This window comes from Skermanella pratensis, assembly GCF_008843145.1.
Lineage (GTDB): Bacteria > Pseudomonadota > Alphaproteobacteria > Azospirillales > Azospirillaceae > Skermanella > Skermanella pratensis.
The window spans coordinates 1,041,844-1,059,164 of record NZ_CP030265.1; the positions used below are offsets into that span (position 1 = coordinate 1,041,844).

18 protein-coding genes, 1 tRNA gene and 2 pseudogenes are annotated in these 17,321 nt (G+C 66.4%); 19 read left to right on the forward strand and 2 right to left on the reverse strand.

Annotation, left to right across the window (positions count from 1 at the left end; translation table 11 throughout):
- The first annotated feature begins 193 nt into the window (after positions 1 to 193).
- The 9 genes and pseudogenes from DPR14_RS04725 to ptsN all read left to right on the forward strand — a co-directional run bounded on the left by DPR14_RS04725 (position 194) and on the right by ptsN (position 7,747).
- Positions 194 to 280 (forward strand) — tRNA-Leu (locus tag DPR14_RS04725).
- A gap of 94 nt (positions 281 to 374) precedes the next feature.
- Positions 375 to 985: pseudogene (locus DPR14_RS04730) on the forward strand (ribonuclease D).
- A gap of 287 nt (positions 986 to 1,272) precedes the next feature.
- Entirely contained in the window at positions 1,273 to 2,232 is a 960-nt protein-coding gene (locus DPR14_RS04735) for a KpsF/GutQ family sugar-phosphate isomerase (protein ID WP_158047985.1), read from the forward strand.
- Positions 2,233 to 2,305: 73 nt separating this feature from the next.
- On the forward strand, positions 2,306 to 3,088 hold the full coding sequence (lptC, locus tag DPR14_RS27135; RefSeq protein WP_192499280.1) for an LPS export ABC transporter periplasmic protein LptC: 783 nt from the start codon (positions 2,306 to 2,308) through the stop codon (positions 3,086 to 3,088).
- Positions 3,085 to 3,996, forward strand: a complete 912-nt coding sequence (locus DPR14_RS04745) for an LptA/OstA family protein (protein ID WP_158044134.1) — start codon at positions 3,085 to 3,087, stop codon at positions 3,994 to 3,996. The genes lptC and DPR14_RS04745 overlap by 4 nt, the downstream gene beginning before the upstream one ends.
- Before the next feature lie 92 nt (positions 3,997 to 4,088).
- Entirely contained in the window at positions 4,089 to 4,823 is a 735-nt protein-coding gene (lptB, locus tag DPR14_RS04750) for an LPS export ABC transporter ATP-binding protein (RefSeq protein ID WP_158047986.1), read from the forward strand.
- 16 nt (positions 4,824 to 4,839) lie between these two features.
- A pseudogene (rpoN, locus tag DPR14_RS04755) lies at positions 4,840 to 6,428 on the forward strand (RNA polymerase factor sigma-54).
- Between the two features lie 172 nt (positions 6,429 to 6,600).
- Entirely contained in the window at positions 6,601 to 7,266 is a 666-nt protein-coding gene (gene hpf / locus DPR14_RS04760) for a ribosome hibernation-promoting factor, HPF/YfiA family (protein WP_158044135.1), read from the forward strand.
- A 22-nt stretch (positions 7,267 to 7,288) separates the two neighbouring features.
- A complete protein-coding gene (gene ptsN, locus DPR14_RS04765) occupies positions 7,289 to 7,747 on the forward strand; it encodes a PTS IIA-like nitrogen regulatory protein PtsN (RefSeq protein ID WP_158044136.1) in 459 nt (152 codons plus the stop codon).
- Positions 7,748 to 7,846: 99 nt separating this feature from the next.
- On the opposite strand, the gene DPR14_RS04770 is transcribed toward ptsN, so the two are convergent.
- Positions 7,847 to 8,803 (reverse strand): UDP-glucuronic acid decarboxylase family protein, encoded by a 957-nt coding sequence (locus DPR14_RS04770; protein WP_158044137.1) that lies wholly within the window; start codon positions 8,801 to 8,803, stop codon positions 7,847 to 7,849.
- Positions 8,804 to 8,980: 177 nt separating this feature from the next.
- Here DPR14_RS04770 and hisG point away from each other — a divergent pair, with 177 nt between their 5' ends.
- From hisG to DPR14_RS04810, 8 genes are all read left to right on the forward strand, one after another.
- Positions 8,981 to 9,658 carry an ATP phosphoribosyltransferase gene (gene hisG, locus DPR14_RS04775; protein WP_246148856.1) on the forward strand — a complete coding sequence of 226 codons (678 nt, stop codon included), beginning with the start codon at positions 8,981 to 8,983 and terminating at the stop codon, positions 9,656 to 9,658.
- A complete protein-coding gene (hisD, locus tag DPR14_RS04780; protein WP_158044138.1) occupies positions 9,648 to 10,949 on the forward strand; it encodes a histidinol dehydrogenase in 1,302 nt (433 codons plus the stop codon). Before hisG ends, hisD begins: the two co-directional genes overlap by 11 nt.
- Positions 10,946 to 11,425 (forward strand): UPF0262 family protein, encoded by a 480-nt coding sequence (locus DPR14_RS04785; protein ID WP_158044139.1) that lies wholly within the window; start codon positions 10,946 to 10,948, stop codon positions 11,423 to 11,425. The genes hisD and DPR14_RS04785 overlap by 4 nt, the downstream gene beginning before the upstream one ends.
- Positions 11,426 to 11,445: 20 nt before the next feature.
- Positions 11,446 to 11,913, forward strand: coding sequence for an arsenate reductase ArsC (locus tag DPR14_RS04790; protein WP_158044140.1), 468 nt, complete (start codon positions 11,446 to 11,448; stop codon positions 11,911 to 11,913).
- A 19-nt stretch (positions 11,914 to 11,932) separates the two neighbouring features.
- Entirely contained in the window at positions 11,933 to 12,391 is a 459-nt protein-coding gene (locus DPR14_RS04795) for a CopD family protein (protein ID WP_158044141.1), read from the forward strand.
- 317 nt (positions 12,392 to 12,708) lie between these two features.
- Positions 12,709 to 12,918, forward strand: coding sequence for a hypothetical protein (locus tag DPR14_RS04800; protein ID WP_158044142.1), 210 nt, complete (start codon positions 12,709 to 12,711; stop codon positions 12,916 to 12,918).
- Between the two features lie 12 nt (positions 12,919 to 12,930).
- Positions 12,931 to 13,551, forward strand: a complete 621-nt coding sequence (locus tag DPR14_RS04805; protein WP_158044143.1) for a Fic/DOC family protein — start codon at positions 12,931 to 12,933, stop codon at positions 13,549 to 13,551.
- Between the two features lie 109 nt (positions 13,552 to 13,660).
- On the forward strand, positions 13,661 to 14,737 hold the full coding sequence (locus DPR14_RS04810) for an ABC transporter ATP-binding protein (protein WP_158044144.1): 1,077 nt from the start codon (positions 13,661 to 13,663) through the stop codon (positions 14,735 to 14,737).
- A 16-nt stretch (positions 14,738 to 14,753) separates the two neighbouring features.
- Here DPR14_RS04810 and DPR14_RS04815 read toward each other — a convergent pair whose 3' ends face one another.
- Complete coding sequence (locus DPR14_RS04815; RefSeq protein ID WP_158044145.1) at positions 14,754 to 15,611, reverse strand: SDR family oxidoreductase; 858 nt, start codon at positions 15,609 to 15,611, stop codon at positions 14,754 to 14,756.
- Between the two features lie 274 nt (positions 15,612 to 15,885).
- On the opposite strand from DPR14_RS04815, the gene DPR14_RS04820 reads away from it, so the two are divergent.
- Entirely contained in the window at positions 15,886 to 16,128 is a 243-nt protein-coding gene (locus DPR14_RS04820) for a hypothetical protein (protein WP_158044146.1), read from the forward strand.
- Between the two features lie 126 nt (positions 16,129 to 16,254).
- On the forward strand, positions 16,255 to 17,316 hold the full coding sequence (locus DPR14_RS04825) for an ABC transporter ATP-binding protein (protein ID WP_158044147.1): 1,062 nt from the start codon (positions 16,255 to 16,257) through the stop codon (positions 17,314 to 17,316).
- The last annotated feature ends 5 nt before the right edge of the window (positions 17,317 to 17,321 follow it).

Sequence of the window (17,321 nt, forward strand, 5' to 3'; positions counted from 1 at the left end):
TCGGCGCTGGGACCAGCGTCGCGGGCTGTTGGGCAGTGCTTATAACGAAAGTGCGCGCAGGGAGCCAGCGCCGCGGCGGCGGTGCGGCAGCGACGCCGCACCGCCGCCGCTCCCGTCCCCGGGCAAGGGAAGCTAGGGCGTGAAAAAGCATTTGACACCATGCGTCCAGGGCCATATATCCCGGCTCCACATCGCCCAGGTGGCGGAATTGGTAGACGCGCAGGTTTCAGGTACCTGTGGCAGAAATGTCGTGGAAGTTCGAGTCTTCTCCTGGGCACCAATTCCTCGGTAACGGCCGCTAGATCGCAGGCACCTTATTCCTTAAAGGTGCACGTGGATCGAAGCGGCCGTTCCCGCTTCCGGGATGGACGGCAGTGCCCATAGAGCTTTACGACGGCGATCTCCCCGACGACTACGATTTCGGCTCCAGCGTCGCCATCGATACCGAGACCATGGGGTTGAACCCCGTCCGCGACCGCCTGTGCCTGGTCCAGCTTTCGGCCGGCGACGGCAACTGCCATATGGTGCAGTTCCGCCAGGGTCATTATGACGCGCCCAACCTGAAGCGGCTGCTGACCGATCCGACAGTCACTAAGCTGTTTCACTTCGCCCGGTTTGACATCGCCGTCCTGCAGGCTTACCTGGGAGTCGTGTGCGAGCCGGTCTATTGCACCAAGATCGCTTCCAGGCTGGTGCGCACCTTCACCGATCGTCACGGATTGAAGGACCTATGCAAGGACCTGCTGGGCGTGGAGTTGTCGAAGCAGCAGCAATCCTCGGACTGGGGGCCGCCGACCTGACGCCCGAACAGTTGAAGTACGCCGCCTCCGACGTGCTTCACCTGCACGAACTCCGCGGCAGGCTGGACGCCATGCTGGAGCGCGAGCGGCGCACCGGCCTCGCAGCCGAATGCTTCCGCTTCCTGCCGACCCGCGCGGCGCTGGATCTCGGCGGCTGGGCGGACCAGGACATCTTCGCCCATTGACGGCCGGTGCGCGGCCCCGCCGCGGGGCCGGCGATGCACAGTATCCGGGCAGGGTGTCCCCATCTGCGGCATTATAGCGGGCGCGCGGGTTTGACCAGGTTCCGGGCGATGGGCATACTGTCCTCGCCGAAGCCGGGCCGGGCGGGCCGCTTCCGCATCCTGTGGACGTAGTCCACCCGACGAGTTCTAGACGGGCGGGAATTTGCCCTAACGAAATTGGGAGTTAGCCAGCCTTGGACCATTCGACCGACCCCGACAGGACGCTCGCGCAATCGGCGCCGGTCGACATGTTGCTCGACGGCGACATCGCGGTGGCGGGACGGGTCCTTCGCCTGGAGGCGGAGGCCCTGATCGACCTCGCGGCGGGTCTGGACGCCAGCTTCGGCCGCGCCGTCGGGCTGCTCGGGCGCATCACCGGCCGCGTCGTGGTCACCGGCATGGGCAAGAGCGGACATGTGGCGCGGAAGATCGCGGCGACGCTCGCCTCCACCGGCACGCCGGCGCTGTGGGTTCATCCCGGCGAGGCGAGCCACGGCGACCTGGGCATGATCGCGAAGGACGATGCGGTTATCGCGCTGTCCAATTCGGGCGACACCGCCGAGTTGGCCGACATCGTCGCCTATGCCAAGCGATTCCGCATTCCGCTGATCGGCATCACCCGGCGGATCCAGTCGTCCCTGGCCGAGCAATCCGACGTGGCCCTGATCCTGCCGGCGAGCCCGGAAGCCTGTCCGCTCGGCCTGGCGCCCACCACCTCGACCACCATGATGATGGCGCTCGGCGATGCCCTGGCCGTGGCCCTGCTGGAGCGTCGGGGCTTCTCGGCCGCCGACTTCAAGGTGTTCCATCCCGGCGGCCAACTCGGCCGGCAGCTGCTGCGCGTCACCGAGCTGATGCACAAGGGGGCCGACCTGCCGCTGGCGCCGCTCGACATCCGGGTCTGCGACGCGATCCTGGTGATGACCGCCAAGAGCTTCGGCTGCGTCGGCCTGACCGGCCCCGATGGCCGGCTGGCCGGGATCATCACCGACGGCGACCTGCGTCGCCACATGAACCCCGACCTGCTGGGCCGTCCGGCCGCGTCCGTCATGACCGCCGATCCCAAGTCGATCAGGCCCTCGGCACTGGCCGGCGAGGCGCTCGGCATCATGAACGCGATGGCGATCACCAGCCTGTTCGTCACCGATGACGGCCGCCCGGTCGGCATCATCCATATCCATGACTGCCTGCGGGCCGGTGTGGCCTGACGCCATGGTTCATTCCACGCCCGGCAGCCCCGGGGATCCCCGGGGCGGAGACCTCCGGGAGGCTTCCCCCCAAATGGACCGGACCCAGGCGGACCGGACCCAGGCGGACCCTTTGACGGCGCGCATGCGCCGGATCGCCCGGGCCGGCGGCGCCTATTCCTTCTTCGTCAGGTTCATGAAGGTGGTGCTTCCGCTGCTCGCCTTCGGCCTGATCGCCCTGCTGGCGGCGTGGCCCCGCATCCAGGGCGTCGAGCAGTCCGCCCCGCGGCGTGATTCCGGCGAGCTGGAGATGATGCGGGCGCTTTACGTCGGCACCGACAGCCAGAACCGGCCGTTCTCGGTGACCGCCGACCGGGCCGTGCAGTCGACCAGCGAGCCCGGCGTGCTCGACCTCGTGCGGCCCCAGGCGGAGCTGACCCTCCAGGACGGCACCTGGGTGGCCGTGAAGGCGGACCGGGGGCGCTACAACGACCAGACCGGCAAGCTGCTGCTGCTCGGCAACGTCAACCTGTTCCACGACAGGGGCTACGAGTTCAAGACCGACGAGGCCCATGTGGACGTCAATGCCGGCAATGCCTGGGGCGACCTGCCGGTGACGGGCCAGGGGCCGTTTGGCGAGCTGTTCGCCCAGGGTTTCCGCCTGTTCGACAGCGGCCAGACCATCGTCTTCACGGGCCATGCGCGGCTCAACCTGGCGCCCGGCCTGTCCGGTTCCAGCGCGCTGCCGGGCGCGGGCGCCTCCATCGCCGCTCCCCCGCCCGCGGGGGCGGGCGACCCGGTCATTCCCGATGCGCCGCCCCGAGTCGTCGAGCGGGCGTCCCAAGAACAGTCCATACCGGAGCAGGTCGAGCGATGAGCACGTGGTTTCGCACAACAGTTCTCGCATCTGCCCTCGCTTCGGCCGCGGTCCTCGGCGCCCTCCAGGCGGCGCCGGCCCGGGCGCAAGCGCTGGGCGGCGGCACGGGAGGGGACGGGCTCCCCATCGCGGTCGACGCCGACCAGGCCATCGAGTGGCACCAGGAACAGAAAGCCTACGTCGCGCGCGGCAACGCGGTCGCGAAGCGCGGCGACGTCACCATCGAGGGCGACACGCTGGTGGCCTATTACCGCGAGATGCCGTCCGGCGGGACCGAGATCTTCCGGCTGGCGGCGGACGGCAAGGTCCATATCTTCTCGCCGGAGCAGAACGTCTATGGCGACCGCGCCGTCTACGACGTGGACAAGCAGGTCGCGGTGGTCACCGGCTCCGACCTCAGGCTCGTCACCCCGACCGACGTGGTGACCGCCCGGGACAGCCTGGAATACTGGGAGACGCAGAAGCTCGCCGTGGCCCGCGGCGACGCCGTGGCGGTGCGCGAGGCCAATCGGGTGAGCGCCGACGTGCTGGTCGGCCTGTTCGCCGAGGGTGCCGACGGGGCGCTCGAGATGACCCGCATCGATGCACAGGGGAATGTGGTGATTACCACTCCCACCGATGTGGCGCGGGGCCGGGAGGGCGTCTATAACCTGAAGACCAACATCGCGACCCTGACCGGTGACGTGCGCCTGACCCGGGGCGACAACCACCTGAACGGCCAGACCGCCGAGGTGAACATGAACACGGGAGTGAGCCGCCTGCTCAGCACCGGAAACCGCACCGGCGAGCGCGTCCGCGGCCTGTTCGTCCCCGGCCAGCAGCCGGGCGGCGCCCAGCCCCCCGCAGCCCAGCCGGCACCTTCCCCGACGGCGCCCGCCCAAACATCACCCGGAGGCACCGGCAATTGAGTATCCGGGAGTTCAGGAAGCCGGATCGTTCCGAAACCAGTGCTTCGTCCCCCCGGCCGGCGCTTCGGCCCGACGGCGGCCCGGCTCCGCGCCTGGTCGCAGACAACCAGGGTCTGATGGCGAGCAATCTCGGCAAGCATTACAAGAAGCGGCCGGTGCTGCGCGACGTCAGCGTCACGGTCCAGCGGGGCGAGGCCGTGGGGTTGCTGGGACCGAACGGCGCCGGCAAGACCACCTGCTTCTATATCATCACCGGCCTGATCTCGCCCGATTACGGTACCATCAGCCTGGACGGGCAGGACATCACGACCCTGCCCATGTATCGGCGGGCGCGCCTGGGCATCGGCTACCTGCCGCAGGAAGCGTCGATTTTCCGGGGGCTGTCGGTCGAGAACAACATCCGCGCCGTGCTGGAAGTCGTCGAGTCGGACCGCGAGGCGCGCGAAGCCATGCTCGACGAATTGCTGGCGGAGTTCTCGATCTCCCACCTGCGCCGCACGCCGGCCCTGGCGCTGTCGGGCGGCGAGCGCCGCCGCGTCGAGATCGCCCGCGCGCTGGCGTCCCAGCCGCACTTCATCCTGCTGGACGAGCCGCTGGCCGGTATCGATCCGATCGCGGTCAACGACATTCGCGAACTGGTAACCCATTTGCGCGACCGGGGTATCGGAGTACTCATAACTGATCACAATGTAAGAGAAACGCTTGAGATCGTCGATCGGGCATACATTTTGCACGATGGTATGGTACTGATGGAGGGCGAGCCGTCGGAGATCGTGGCGCACAAGGATGTGCGCAGGGTCTATCTCGGCGAAAGGTTCAGCCTCTAACGACCCTCCTGGTACCATGGCGCTTACACAACGTCTCGATCTCAGACAGACCCAGTCACTCGTCATGACCCCGCAGCTGCAGCAGGCGATCAAGCTGCTGCAGCTCTCCAACATGGAACTGTCGGATTATGTCGACCGCGAGATCGAGCAGAACCCCCTGCTGGAGCGCGACGAGGCGGAGTTCGGCGGTGACGGCGGCCAGGCCAACGGCGACGGCACCGGAGCGCCGGGCGGGGGAGGCGAGGGGGGCCGCGAAGGCGGCATCGATCAGGCGGAACCGGCCCCGGCCGTCAACTCCGCCGACCAGAGGCAGCTCGATACCCACGAACTGACCACGTCGGACCACATGGCCGGCGGGTCCGACGCGCCGCTCGATACCGACTTCGAAAATGTCTGGACCAACGGCAGCGCCGCCGATGGCGGCTTCGACGGGGGCGAGGCTTTCGGCGACTGGTCGTCGAAGGGCGGCGGCAGCAGCTTCGAGGACGGCGACTACAACCTCGAGCAGACGCTGAGCGGCGAGACCAGCCTGCGCGACCACCTGATCGGCCAACTCAACGTCGACATCGCCGATCCGGTGGACCGGCTGATCGGGCTGGCCCTGGTCGATATGCTCGACGCCGCCGGCTACGTGACGGGCGACCTGGACGCGCTCGCCGAGCAGTTGAACTGCGAGCTTTCCCGGATCGAGGCGGTCCTGCGTCGGGTGCAACGGTTCGACCCGCCCGGCGTCTTCGCCCGCAGCCTGAAGGAATGCCTGGAGATCCAGCTGCGCGAGCGCAACCACCTGGACCCGGCGATGCAGGCGATGCTGGACAACCTGGAATTGCTGGCCGCGCGGAACGTCTCGGCACTGCTGAAGGTCTGCGGCGTGGATGCAGAGGACCTGTCCGACATGGTGGCGGAGATCAGGACGCTCGATCCAAAGCCGGCCCTGCGCTTCGACCACCAGGTGGTGCAGACGGTCACGCCCGACATCCTGATGAGGTTGCAGCCGGGGGGCGGCTGGCTGATCGAGTTGAATACCGAGACCCTGCCGCGGGTGCTGATCAACCAGCGCTATTTCGCTCAGGTCAGCGGGGAGGTGCGCAACAAGGCCGAGAAGGAGTACATTTCCGAGCGTTTCAATTCCGCGAACTGGCTGGTGAAATCCCTGCACCAGCGCGCCAACACGATCCTGAAGGTTGCAACCGAAATCGTCCGGCAGCAGGACCTCTTCTTCGTCAAGGGCGTTCAGTATCTGCGCCCCTTGATCCTGCGCGACATCGCCGAGGCGATCGGCATGCACGAGTCGACCGTCAGCCGGGTGACGACGAACAAGTTCATGGCGACCCCGCGCGGCGTTTACGAGTTGAAGTACTTCTTCACTTCATCGATCAACGGGGCCGATGGGGAGGCAGCCCACTCGGCGGAGGCGGTGCGGTTCCGGATCAAGGCCCTCATCGACGGCGAGCCCCGGAAGGCATTCTTTCCGACGACCGGATCGTCGAGATTCTCAAATCGGATGGGATCGACATTGCGCGCCGCACGGTGGCAAAGTATCGTGAGGCCATGCGGATCCCGTCATCGGTCCAGCGCCGCCGCGAAAAGTCCATGAGACTGTGAGACTGTCCCCGGCGGATCTGCGGTAGAAGGCCGGACTCCGCCAATCCGGGAACGGTTGCAGCAATGAGGCTGTTCGTCAACTTTCGGGAGGCGTCACCTTCGTCACGGCCCAGCAGTGACGTCGCCCTGCATGATCCCATCTACGGGCCCAGAACTCCGGACAACCTACGTCATGCACCTATCCGTCAAAGGCAAACAGCTTGACGTCGGGGACGCGCTGCGAACCCACGTCGATGAGAGCCTAACCGCCATCGTAGGCAAGTATTTCGGCCGTCCGATCGAGGCCAACGTGGTCTTCTCGCGCGAGGCCCACCTGTTCAAAGCCGATATTTCGGTGCATGTCGGCCGCAATATCCTGCTGCAGAGCAATGCCGAGGCCAGCGAGCCCTATCCCGCCTTCGATACCGCCGCCGACAAGATCGCCAAGCGCCTTCGCCGCTACAAGCGCCGTCTCAAGGACCATCACAAGCACGCCGACAGCGGCGAGGCGGTTGACGGTGCCATGGCCCTGGCGCCGCTTCCCGCCAGCCAGTACATCCTGGAAGCGGAGCCCGACGAAGCCCATATCGACGGGTATGATGAAGACACCTATGACGCGGTACCCTCCTCGCCGCAGGACGGCCACGACGGGCATCCCCAACCCGTGGTCATCGCCGAGATGACCACCGCCATCGACACGCTCACGGTCAGCGAAGCCGTCATGCGCATGGACCTGGCCGAACTTCCGGCCCTGATGTTTCGTAACCGAGCCCATGGCGGCCTGAACATGATCTACCGCCGGCACGATGGAAATGTCGGCTGGATCGATCCCAAAGGCACTGAGGGAGCCGGCGCCTGACCAGGCGTCGCCGTAAAAGCATATGATTGATCTGATCACGCCCCAGAGCATCATCGCCAACCTGCGCGCCGGCAGCAAGAAGCAGGCGTTGCAGGAACTGGCGAAGAAGGCGGCGGAACTGACCGGGCAGCACGAACGCGCGATCTTCGACGTGCTGCTCGAACGGGAAAGGCTCGGCACGACGGGCGTGGGGCATGGCATCGCCATTCCGCACGGCAAGCTTGCCAACCTGGACCGTGTCCATGGCGTCTTCGCCCGGCTTGAACGGCCGGTGGACTTCGACGCCATCGACGACCAGCCCGTCGACCTGATGTTTCTGCTGCTGGCGCCGGAAGCGGCTGGCGCGGACCACCTCAAGGCCTTGGCCCGGGTGTCCCGCCTGCTGCGGGACGGAACGATGTGCGACAAGCTGCGCGGCTCCGACAGTTCGGAAGCCATCTATGCGCTGCTGACCCAGGGTGAGGCTAGTCACGCCGCCTGAACCGGTGCCCCTCCCTGCCGATACAGCCCGTAGGCCGGCCCGGTCCTGTGGACCGGGCCGGCCTACGGACAATGACCTGACGGTCGGCAACTTATCCAGTCAGCCCTGCCATTCCGGCAGTTTCCGCTCGAAATAGGCGATCGTCCGCGCCAAGCCGTCCTTCAGCGGGATCGTCGGTTCCCAGCCCAGCGTCTCCTTCGCGCGGGCGATATCCGGACGGCGTTGGGCCGGGTCGTCCTGGGGCAGGGGCTTGAAAACCATTTCGGACTTCGATCCGGTCATCTCGATCACCAGCTCCGCGAGCTGCCGGATGGTGAATTCCCCCGGATTGCCCAGGTTGATCGGTCCGATCACGTCGTCGGGTGCCGCCATCAGGCGGACGAAGCCCTCGATCAGGTCCTCCACATAGCAGAAGGACCGGGTCTGGCTGCCGTCGCCGTAGAGCGTCACCGGCTCGCCCCGCAGAGCCTGCACGATGAAGTTGGAAACCACGCGGCCGTCCTGCGGATGCATGCGCGGCCCATAGGTGTTGAAGATCCGGGCGACTCGGATGTTCAGCTGATACTGGCGGTGATAGTCGAAGAACAGCGTCTCGGCGCAGCGCTTCCCCTCGTCGTAGCAGGCGCGCGGTCCGATCGGGTTCACGTTGCCCCAGTATCCCTCGGTCTGAGGATGGATCGACGGGTCGCCATAGACTTCGCTGGTCGAGGCCTGGAAGACCTTGGCTTTCACCCTCTTGGCCAGTCCCAGTATGTTGATCGCGCCGTGCACGCTGGTCTTGACGGTCTGGACCGGGTCGAACTGGTAATGAATCGGGGATGCCGGGCACGCCAAGTTATAGATCTCGTCCACTTCCACATAAAGCGGGAAGGTGATGTCGTGGCGGATCACCTCGAAGTAGGGGTTGTCCAGCAGGTGGACGATGTTCTCGCGCGATCCGGTGAAATAGTTGTCGACGCATATCACTTCGCACCCTTCGCCGAGCAGTCGCTCGCACAGGAACGACCCGAGGAAGCCTGCGCCGCCCGTGACCAGCACCCGTTTTCGTCCGTACATTCGGCCCTACCTTTTTTGTTCCGGCGCATTTTGGTTCCGGGGCAGTATGCCCGCGACCCCGCCGACTGGCAATCAGCTGTCCCGGGTCCCGGACCGGCCCGGATCGCAGACCCGGGGGTGACAAGCGCGCCGTTTGTGCTATCACTCGCGTCGAGCCGCTCAGTTCTGGAGAAACCGTTGCCAATCCCGTCAATACCGGCGAGCGAACCGCTGGTCCTGGCCTTGCCGAAGGGGCGCATCCTGCAGGAGGTCCGGCCCATGCTGGACCGTGTCGGGATCGTGCCGGAACCGGCTTTCGACGACGAGAACAGCCGCCAGCTCCGGTTCGCCACCAGCCTTCCGCATATCAGCATCATCCGAGTCCGCTCCTTCGACGTCGCGACCTTCGTGGCCTTCGGGGCCGCCCATCTCGGCGTGGCCGGCAACGACGTGCTGATGGAGTTCGACTACCCGGAAATCTATGCCCCGCTCGACCTCGGGATCGGCAAGTGCCGGCTCAGCGTCGCGGAACCCAAGGAGATGGTGGAGGGCGACGATCCGGCGCGCTGGAGCCATATCCGCGTGGCGACCAAGTATCCCGAGATCACCCGGCGACATTTCGCCGCGCGCGGCGTCCAGGCCGAATGCATCAAACTCAACGGCGCCATGGAACTGGCGCCGACGCTGGGCCTGTGCCGCCGGATCGTCGACCTCGTATCCAGTGGCTCGACGCTGCGCGCCAACGGCCTTGTGGAGATCGAGCGGATCGCCGACATAACATCGCGCCTGGTGGTCAACCGGGCCGCCTACAAGACCCGGCCGGAGGAGATCGGCGGCTGGATCGACCGTTTCAGGGATGCCGTGGATGCCGCTTGACTTGAACAGCCGCGACCCCGGGTTCGAGGCCGCCTTCGCCGCCCTGCTGGGCGCCAAGCGGGAGACCCAGGAGGACGTCCAGAACGCCGTCGCCGCGATCCTGGCCGACGTGCGCGGGCGCGGCGACGCCGCGGTGCTGGAATATACCGCCCGGTTCGACCGGGTCACCCTGACCGCCGGCACCCTGCGCGTCACTTCCGCGGAGATCGACGACGCGGTCGCCTCGATCGACCCCGGCCTGCTCGACAGCCTCAAGCTCGCCGCCGCCAGGATCGAGGATTTCCATCGGCGCCAGAAGCCCGAAGCCCTGTCCTACACGGACGAGACCGGTGTCCGCCTCGGTGCCCGCTGGACCGCGGTCGGCGCCGTCGGCCTCTACGTGCCCGGCGGCACCGCGGCCTATCCCAGCTCGGTCCTGATGAACGCCCTGCCGGCCAAGGTCGCGGGCGTGGAGCGGGTCACCATGGTCGTGCCGACCCCGGACGGGAAGCTCAACCCGCTGGTGCTCGCCGCCGCCCGGCTCGCCGGCGTGGACGAGATCTACCGGATCGGCGGCGCCCAGGCGGTCGGCGCCCTGGCCTACGGGACGGAGACCATCCGCCCGGTGGACAAGATCGTGGGACCGGGCAACGCCTATGTCGCGGCGGCGAAGCGGCAGGTCTTCGGCACCGTCGGGATCGACATGATCGCCGGCCCGTCCGAGATCCTGGTCGTGGCCGACGGCGCCAACGATCCCGCCTGGATCGCCGCCGACCTGCTGTCCCAGGCGGAGCACGACACCAGCGCCCAGGCGATCCTGATCACCGACGATGCCGAATTCGCCGAAGCCGTGAAGCGGGCGGTGGACGGCCACCTGAAGACGCTCCCGCGCGCCGCCATCGCGGGCGAGAGCTGGCGCGGGCACGGCGCGGTCATCGTGGTCTCGAACCTGGACGAGGCGGTGCCGCTGGTCGACCGTCTGGCGCCAGAGCACCTGGAACTGGCCGTGGACGACCCGGACGCGCTGGCCGCCCGCATCCGCAATGCCGGCGCCATCTTCCTCGGCCGGCACACGCCGGAAGCCATCGGGGACTATGTCGCGGGGCCGAACCATGTGCTGCCGACGGCGCGGAGCGCCCGGTTCTCCTCCGGCCTGAACCTGCTCGACTTCATGAAGCGCACGACCCTGGTCGGGTGCGATCCGGGCAGTCTCGGCGCCATCGGGCCCGCCGCCGTGGCGCTGGCCAATGCCGAGGGGCTCGGCGCCCATGCGCTTTCCGTGTCGATCCGACTGAATGGAGCCCCCAGGTGACAGAGTCCAACCACCGCATCGTCCATGTCGCCCTCGACGAACGCAGCGTCGTCCGGCGCAGCGCCGAGGTCGAGCATGAACGGGCGGTGGCGATCTTCGACCTGCTCGAAGACAACCTGTTCCGGCCGGAGGAATGCGCGGACTCCGGTCCCTACCACCTCCATCTCAGCATGGAGGACAACCGCATGCTGTTCGACATCCGGGACACCGCCGACCAGGATCTGAGCAAGGTGCTGCTGCCGCTGACGCCGTTCCGGACCATCGTGCGCGACTACTTCATGATCTGCGACAGCTACTACAAGGCGATCAAGAAGGCCTCGCCGTCCCAGATCGAGGCGATCGACATGGGGCGGCGCGGCTTGCACAACGAAGGGTCGGAGCTGCTGCGCGAGCGGCTCGCCGGCAAGGTCGAGGTGGATCACAACACCGCGCGCCGGCTGTTCACCCTGATCTGCGTCCTGCATATCCGCGGGTGACGGGGGCGGAGCGGACGCACATGGATGACCCGAACAGCGCGTTCGACAGCGCCAACGTCACCAGCGTGCTGTTCGCCTGCACCTACAACGCGATCCGTTCGCCGATGGCCGAAGCCCTGATGAAGCACTTCCACGGCCATCGCATCTATGTGGACTCGGTGGGCGTGCGCGAGGGGGAGCTTGATCCCTTCGTCGTCGCCGTCATGGACGAGATCGGCATCGACCTGTCGCGCCACCGGTGCAAGACCTTCGACTTCCTGGAGGACACCTCGTTCGACCTCGTGATCTCCCTGTCGCCGGAGGCCCAGCACCGGGCGGTCGAGATGACCCGGACGATGGCCTGCGACGTCGAGTTCTGGAACACCCTCGACCCCTCGATGATCGACGGCAACCGCGAGACACGCCTCAGCTTCTACCGCCAGGTCCGTGATACGCTTGGCCGCCAGATCAAGAAGCGCTTCCCGATCATCGGCGGCCCGACGGTCTGACAGCAAGGAATCCCTCTCGATGGTACTCGCACTGGTGTTGCACAGCCTGGCCGCCGCGGTCTGGGTCGGCGGCATGTTCTTCGCCTACATGGCGCTGCGGCCCGCCGCCGGCGCGCTGGAACCGCCCCAGCGGCTGACCTTGTGGCGGGGGACGTTCGACCGCTTCTTCCCCTGGGTCTGGGCATCGGTGGCGGCCCTGCTGGTCAGCGGCTACGCCATGATCTTCCTGCATTTCGGCGGGTTCGCCGGAGTGGGGCTGCATGTCCACGTGATGCACGGCATCGGGCTGGTCATGATGGCCCTGTTCGCCCACCTGTTCTTCGCCCCCTGGAAACGCCTGCGCCGCGCCGTCGATGCCGGAAACTGGGCGGAGGGCGGGAGCAACCTCGCCCAGATCCGCCGGATCGTCGGGATCAACCTGATCCTGGGGCTGGTGACCGTGGCGATCGGGGCCAGCGGGCGGTACTGGCCGATGTGATCCTTGCGTCGGCATCCCTCGACAGAAAGGGGTATTTTCTACTTTGTAGGTGAAAAGTGTGCTAGGATTGCTGTCTTGGCGTAACTGCTTGAATGGTGATTCCCGCCATGGACGCGAACCGGTCCCGCTCGATGCCGGATCATGCCCTGCATCAAGACGATTCTAGACATCTTGGGTCCGGACAGGAGCCACCTGCTCCGACGAACGAGTCTCATGGGAGAGTTCAAGGGTTTGTGGCCGCCGCGAACTCGGCCCTCGCCCCGCACTGGCCTCGTGGCGGACTGGGCACGGAGAGCGGCAGTCCCTTCGAGGAGACCGTGAAGATCAAGGTTGATCGATTGCTCATGGAAGCCGGCTTGTCCCTTGGAGAGCCGACCCAACTGGAAAACTTGGTCATGGCGATCAACCGCATCGAAGGCGCTCATCAGGACGAAACCAACCGAGGCTTGGCGCTGCTGGTGCGTGAAGGCAGAATCTCACGTGAGCAATCCATGCGCCTCGCGATCGCTCATGCCAAACAGGTCTGAATAATCCTGGTCATGTCGGTTCAGGTTGATGCGCGTGTCCAAGAACTGACCCTGGGTGGACACGACCCTTACGTCACATCTTCAGGCGTATTGAAAAATCGTTTTGGGCTGACTGACCCAGCCGATATCAAGGCGGCGGAAGCCGATTTCGTCGCCAACGGTTCGGCTGAAGCGATGAACTACCTAAAAGCCCAGACCCGCTTCACGTTCGATGTCTGGAAGCAGGCCCACCGTATCCTGTTCCAGGATCTCTACGATTGGGCGGGCGAGCCCCGCTCCATCAACATGGGACGCGAGGGAAAGATCGTGTTCAACACGGCGGCGGAGATCCCGGGGGAGGCCGCTGCCGTGCTCGATCGGGTCGAACGGTCGGCCGATTTCGCCGCCGACATGGGCGCCTTCTATGCGGAGATGAATTTCCAGCACCCTTTCCGCGAGGGCAACGGCCGGACATTGAAGCTGCTTTTCTCGGCCATCGCGTTCCGCCGCGGCCTCCTCCTCGACTGGGGCCGGCTGAACCTGGAAGAGTACACGGGGGCGCTCGCCCATTGGCAGCGAACCTTGGATGCCGCCCGTATCCAGGCGGTGCTCACGGCCTGCGCCCGGCCGGCAACCCCGGAAGACACGTTCTGACCGGATTGCCCATCGTCTCCCGGCGCTTGTTGCCACTTCCACAAGCCGTTACGCTTCCTCCGTGAAGCGCCGCCGTCAGAGCGGTCGAACAAGGGAGGAGGGCAGCGCCATGGCATCCGTCGGGATCGCCCAGGTCCGCAAGGCCTATGGGCAGCACGAAGTCATCCACGGCATCGACATCGACATCATGGACGAGGAATTCGTCGTGCTGGTCGGCCCCAGCGGCTGCGGCAAGTCGACCCTGTTGCGCATGGTCGCCGGGTTGGAGCAGATCACCGCGGGCGAGATCGCGATCGGCGGGACCGTGGTCAACCTGGTGCCGCCGAAGGAGCGGGACATCGCCATGGTGTTCCAGAACTACGCGCTCTACCCCCACATGACCGTCTACGGCAACATGGCGTTCAGCCTGAAGCTGCGGAAGGCCGACCAGGGCCTGGTCGAGAAGCGGGTGCGCGAGGCGGCCGACATCCTCGGTCTGATTCCCTTTCTCGACCGCTATCCGCGCCAGCTCAGCGGCGGGCAGCGCCAGCGCGTCGCCATGGGGCGCGCCATCGTGCGCGATCCGCAGGTGTTCCTGTTCGACGAGCCGCTGTCCAACCTGGACGCCAAGCTGCGGGTGCAGATGCGCACCGAGATCAAGGCGCTGCACCAGCGTCTGCGGACCACGTCGATCTACGTCACCCACGACCAGGTGGAGGCGATGACCATGGCCGATCGCATCGTGGTGATGCATGACGGCCATGTCGAGCAGATCGGCACGCCGCTGGAACTGTACGATTTCCCGGCCAATACCTTCGTGGCCGGCTTCATCGGGTCTCCCTCGATGAACTTCTTCGACGGGATCCTACGGCGGGACGGCCGCACTGCCTGGATCGAGGCCGCCGGCGGCGTCAGGTTCCCGGTCGAGCCCCTGACGCGGGCCGGCGACGGGCAGGCGGTGACCTACGGCATACGCCCCGGCCACCTCACCCTGGTGACCGAGCCGTCCGCAACCGGCATCCAGGCCCAAATCCAGGTGATCGAGCCGACCGGCGACGACACCGTGGTGTTCTGCCGGATGGCCGGGCAGGATGCCTGCGCGATGTTCGTCGAACGCCACGATTTCCGGCCCGGCGACATCATCAGGCTGATGCCGAAGCTGGCCAACGGCCATGTCTTCGACGCCGCCTCGGGGCAGCGTCTCTGACCCCCTGGCCGGCCCGTCAGCCGTTGATGACCGAACCGCCGTTGGGGTGGAGGACCTGCCCGGTCATGTAGGAGGCGTCGTCCGAGGCCAGGAACACGTAGCAGGGCGCCACCTCTTCCGGCTGGCCGGCGCGGCCGAGCGGCACGTTCCCGCCGAACTGCTCGACCTTGTCCTCCGGGAAGGTGGAGGGGATCAGCGGTGTCCAGATGGGGCCGGGAGCCACGCCGTTGACCCGGATGTTCTTCTCGGCCAGGGACTGGCTGAGCGAGCGGGTGAAGGCGACGATGGCGCCCTTGGTCGAGGAATAGTCGAGCAGCTGCGGGCTGCCCTTGTAGGCCGTGACCGATGTCGTGTTGATGATGGACGCGCCGTCCTTCAGGTGGGGCAGGGCCGCCTTGGTCAGGAAGAAATAGGCGAAGATGTTGGTCCGGAAGGTCCGTTCGAGCTGTTCGGCGGTGATCTCCTCCAGCGACGACTTGGGATGCTGCTCGGCCGCGTTGTTGATCAGGATATCGAGCTTGCCGAACTGCTCCACCGTGCGGTCGATCACCTGCCGGCAGAAACCTTCGTCGCCGAGGTCGCCCCGCAGCGTCAGGCACCGCCGGCCCTCGTTCTCGATCAGCTTCTTGGTATCCTGGGCGTCGTTGTCCTCCGCCAGGTAGACGATCGCGACATCGGCGCCCTCGCGCGCGAACAGGACGGCGGTCGCCCGGCCGATACCGCTGTCGCCGCCCGTGATCAGGGCCACCTTGTCCAGGAGCTTGTCGCTCCCTTTGTAATCACGCCGGGCGAACTGGGGGCGCGGCGTCATTTCGGTTTCGCGGCCCGGCTGTTCGTCCTGATGCTGCGGCGGCTGCTGTTGCTCCGGTGCCATCGGAACTCCTTTTTACGCTGGCTTGCGGTAGGGCGGGAACTGCCGTTCCAACAAGCCGGTTTCCGTTTCGTCTCGGGCTGGCGGGGTATACTTCCTATGATAATATGCCAGGGTGCCTCCTTTAGGTTTGCTCCGCCTGCCCGGTGCATCCATAAAGTGACTTCAACCTTTTAAAGGATGCGCCCGATGCACCTGCTCCAAAGGTCTGAGTTTCAGACAAACTGTTCATGTTCCAAACTGTCCTAGTTGTTGTCTTTTTGCTATGGAGGGCTTCATGAGCCAGCGGCACGAGGTCAAAATCGAGCACGAGCTTCACGGCTTGCTCGACAAGGCGATGGGAATCGCCGACAACGATACCCTCGCCCGTCTGCACGACCTCCTGCTCTACATGAGCGAAGGTGCCGACCTGCTCGACTACAGCTTCGACATTCCTGACGGGTTGGAGCACAAGCCCATCTTCAAGCGCATGCTGCTGAGCCAGCAGCTCCTGAGCGAGACGCCCCTCGGGCGTGCCTGAAAACGTCCGATTCGGACTGTCGACGGATACTGATCGAAGGATGTAACCAAATCTTCACGGCACCGGCCCGCCGGTCGCGCTATGTCCCGCGTCGTATATCCTCAAAGCGGCAAGGGGTGAGCCTGGGTGGCGGGTCTGGTCCTCGACGGAGTAACGAAGCGTTTCGGGCAGGCGGCCGCGGTCGATGCGGTAGACCTCGCCGTCGGCAATGGCGAGTTCCTGGCCGTGCTCGGCCCCTCCGGGTGCGGCAAGACCACGCTGCTCCGGCTGATCGCCGGCTTCGAGCGGGTGGATCGCGGATCCATCACGATCGGCGACCGCCCGGTGTCGTCGCAGCGCCTCCACGTCCCGGCGGAACACCGCCGGGTCGGCATCGTCTTCCAGAGCTACGCCTTGTGGCCGCATATGACCGTCGCGGGCAATGTCGGCTACCCGCTGACGGTCGCCGGAATCCGCGGGCAAGCCTACGAGTCCCGCGTCGCGGCGGCGCTCGACCTCGTCGGCCTCGGCGGGTATGGGGCGCGCCGTCCGGCCGAACTCAGCGGCGGCCAGCGCCAGCGCGTAGCACTGGCGCGCTGCCTGGTGATGGAGCCCTCGCTCGTCCTGCTGGACGAACCGCTGGCGAACCTGGACGTCCATCTCCGCGCCTCCATGGAGGACGAGTTCGCCGCCTTCCACGCCAAGACCGGCGCCACCATGGTCTACATCACCCATGACCAGGCCGAGGCGATGGCGCTCGCCGACCGCATCGCGGTGATGGACGGCGGAAGGCTCGTCCAGGTGGCGCCGCCGCGCAGCCTCTATGCCGAACCGGCAACCCCGATGGTCGCCGGCTTCATCGGCAAGGGCGCCGTGGTCGAGGTGACCGTGCTGGAGATCGTCGGAGGCACCCGCGCCGTGGTCGGCATCGGCGACGCCACGGCCACGCTCCGCTGCCGTCCGGGCACCGCGACGGGGACGGCCCTGGCCTGCCTGCGTCCGGAGGGGCTCGTCCCGGGCGGGGAGGGGCTCGCCGCGACCGTCCGGCGGGCGACCTACAAGGGCGGAGCGACGTCCCTCGATATCGTCCCCGACGCCCTGCCGGGCACGAGCCTGCCCCTGATCGTCGGAGACGGGCCGGTGCCGGAACCGGGAACGCCGCTGCGGGTCTCGGTGCGTGACGGCTGGGTGATCCCCGCGGCGGGATGATCCCG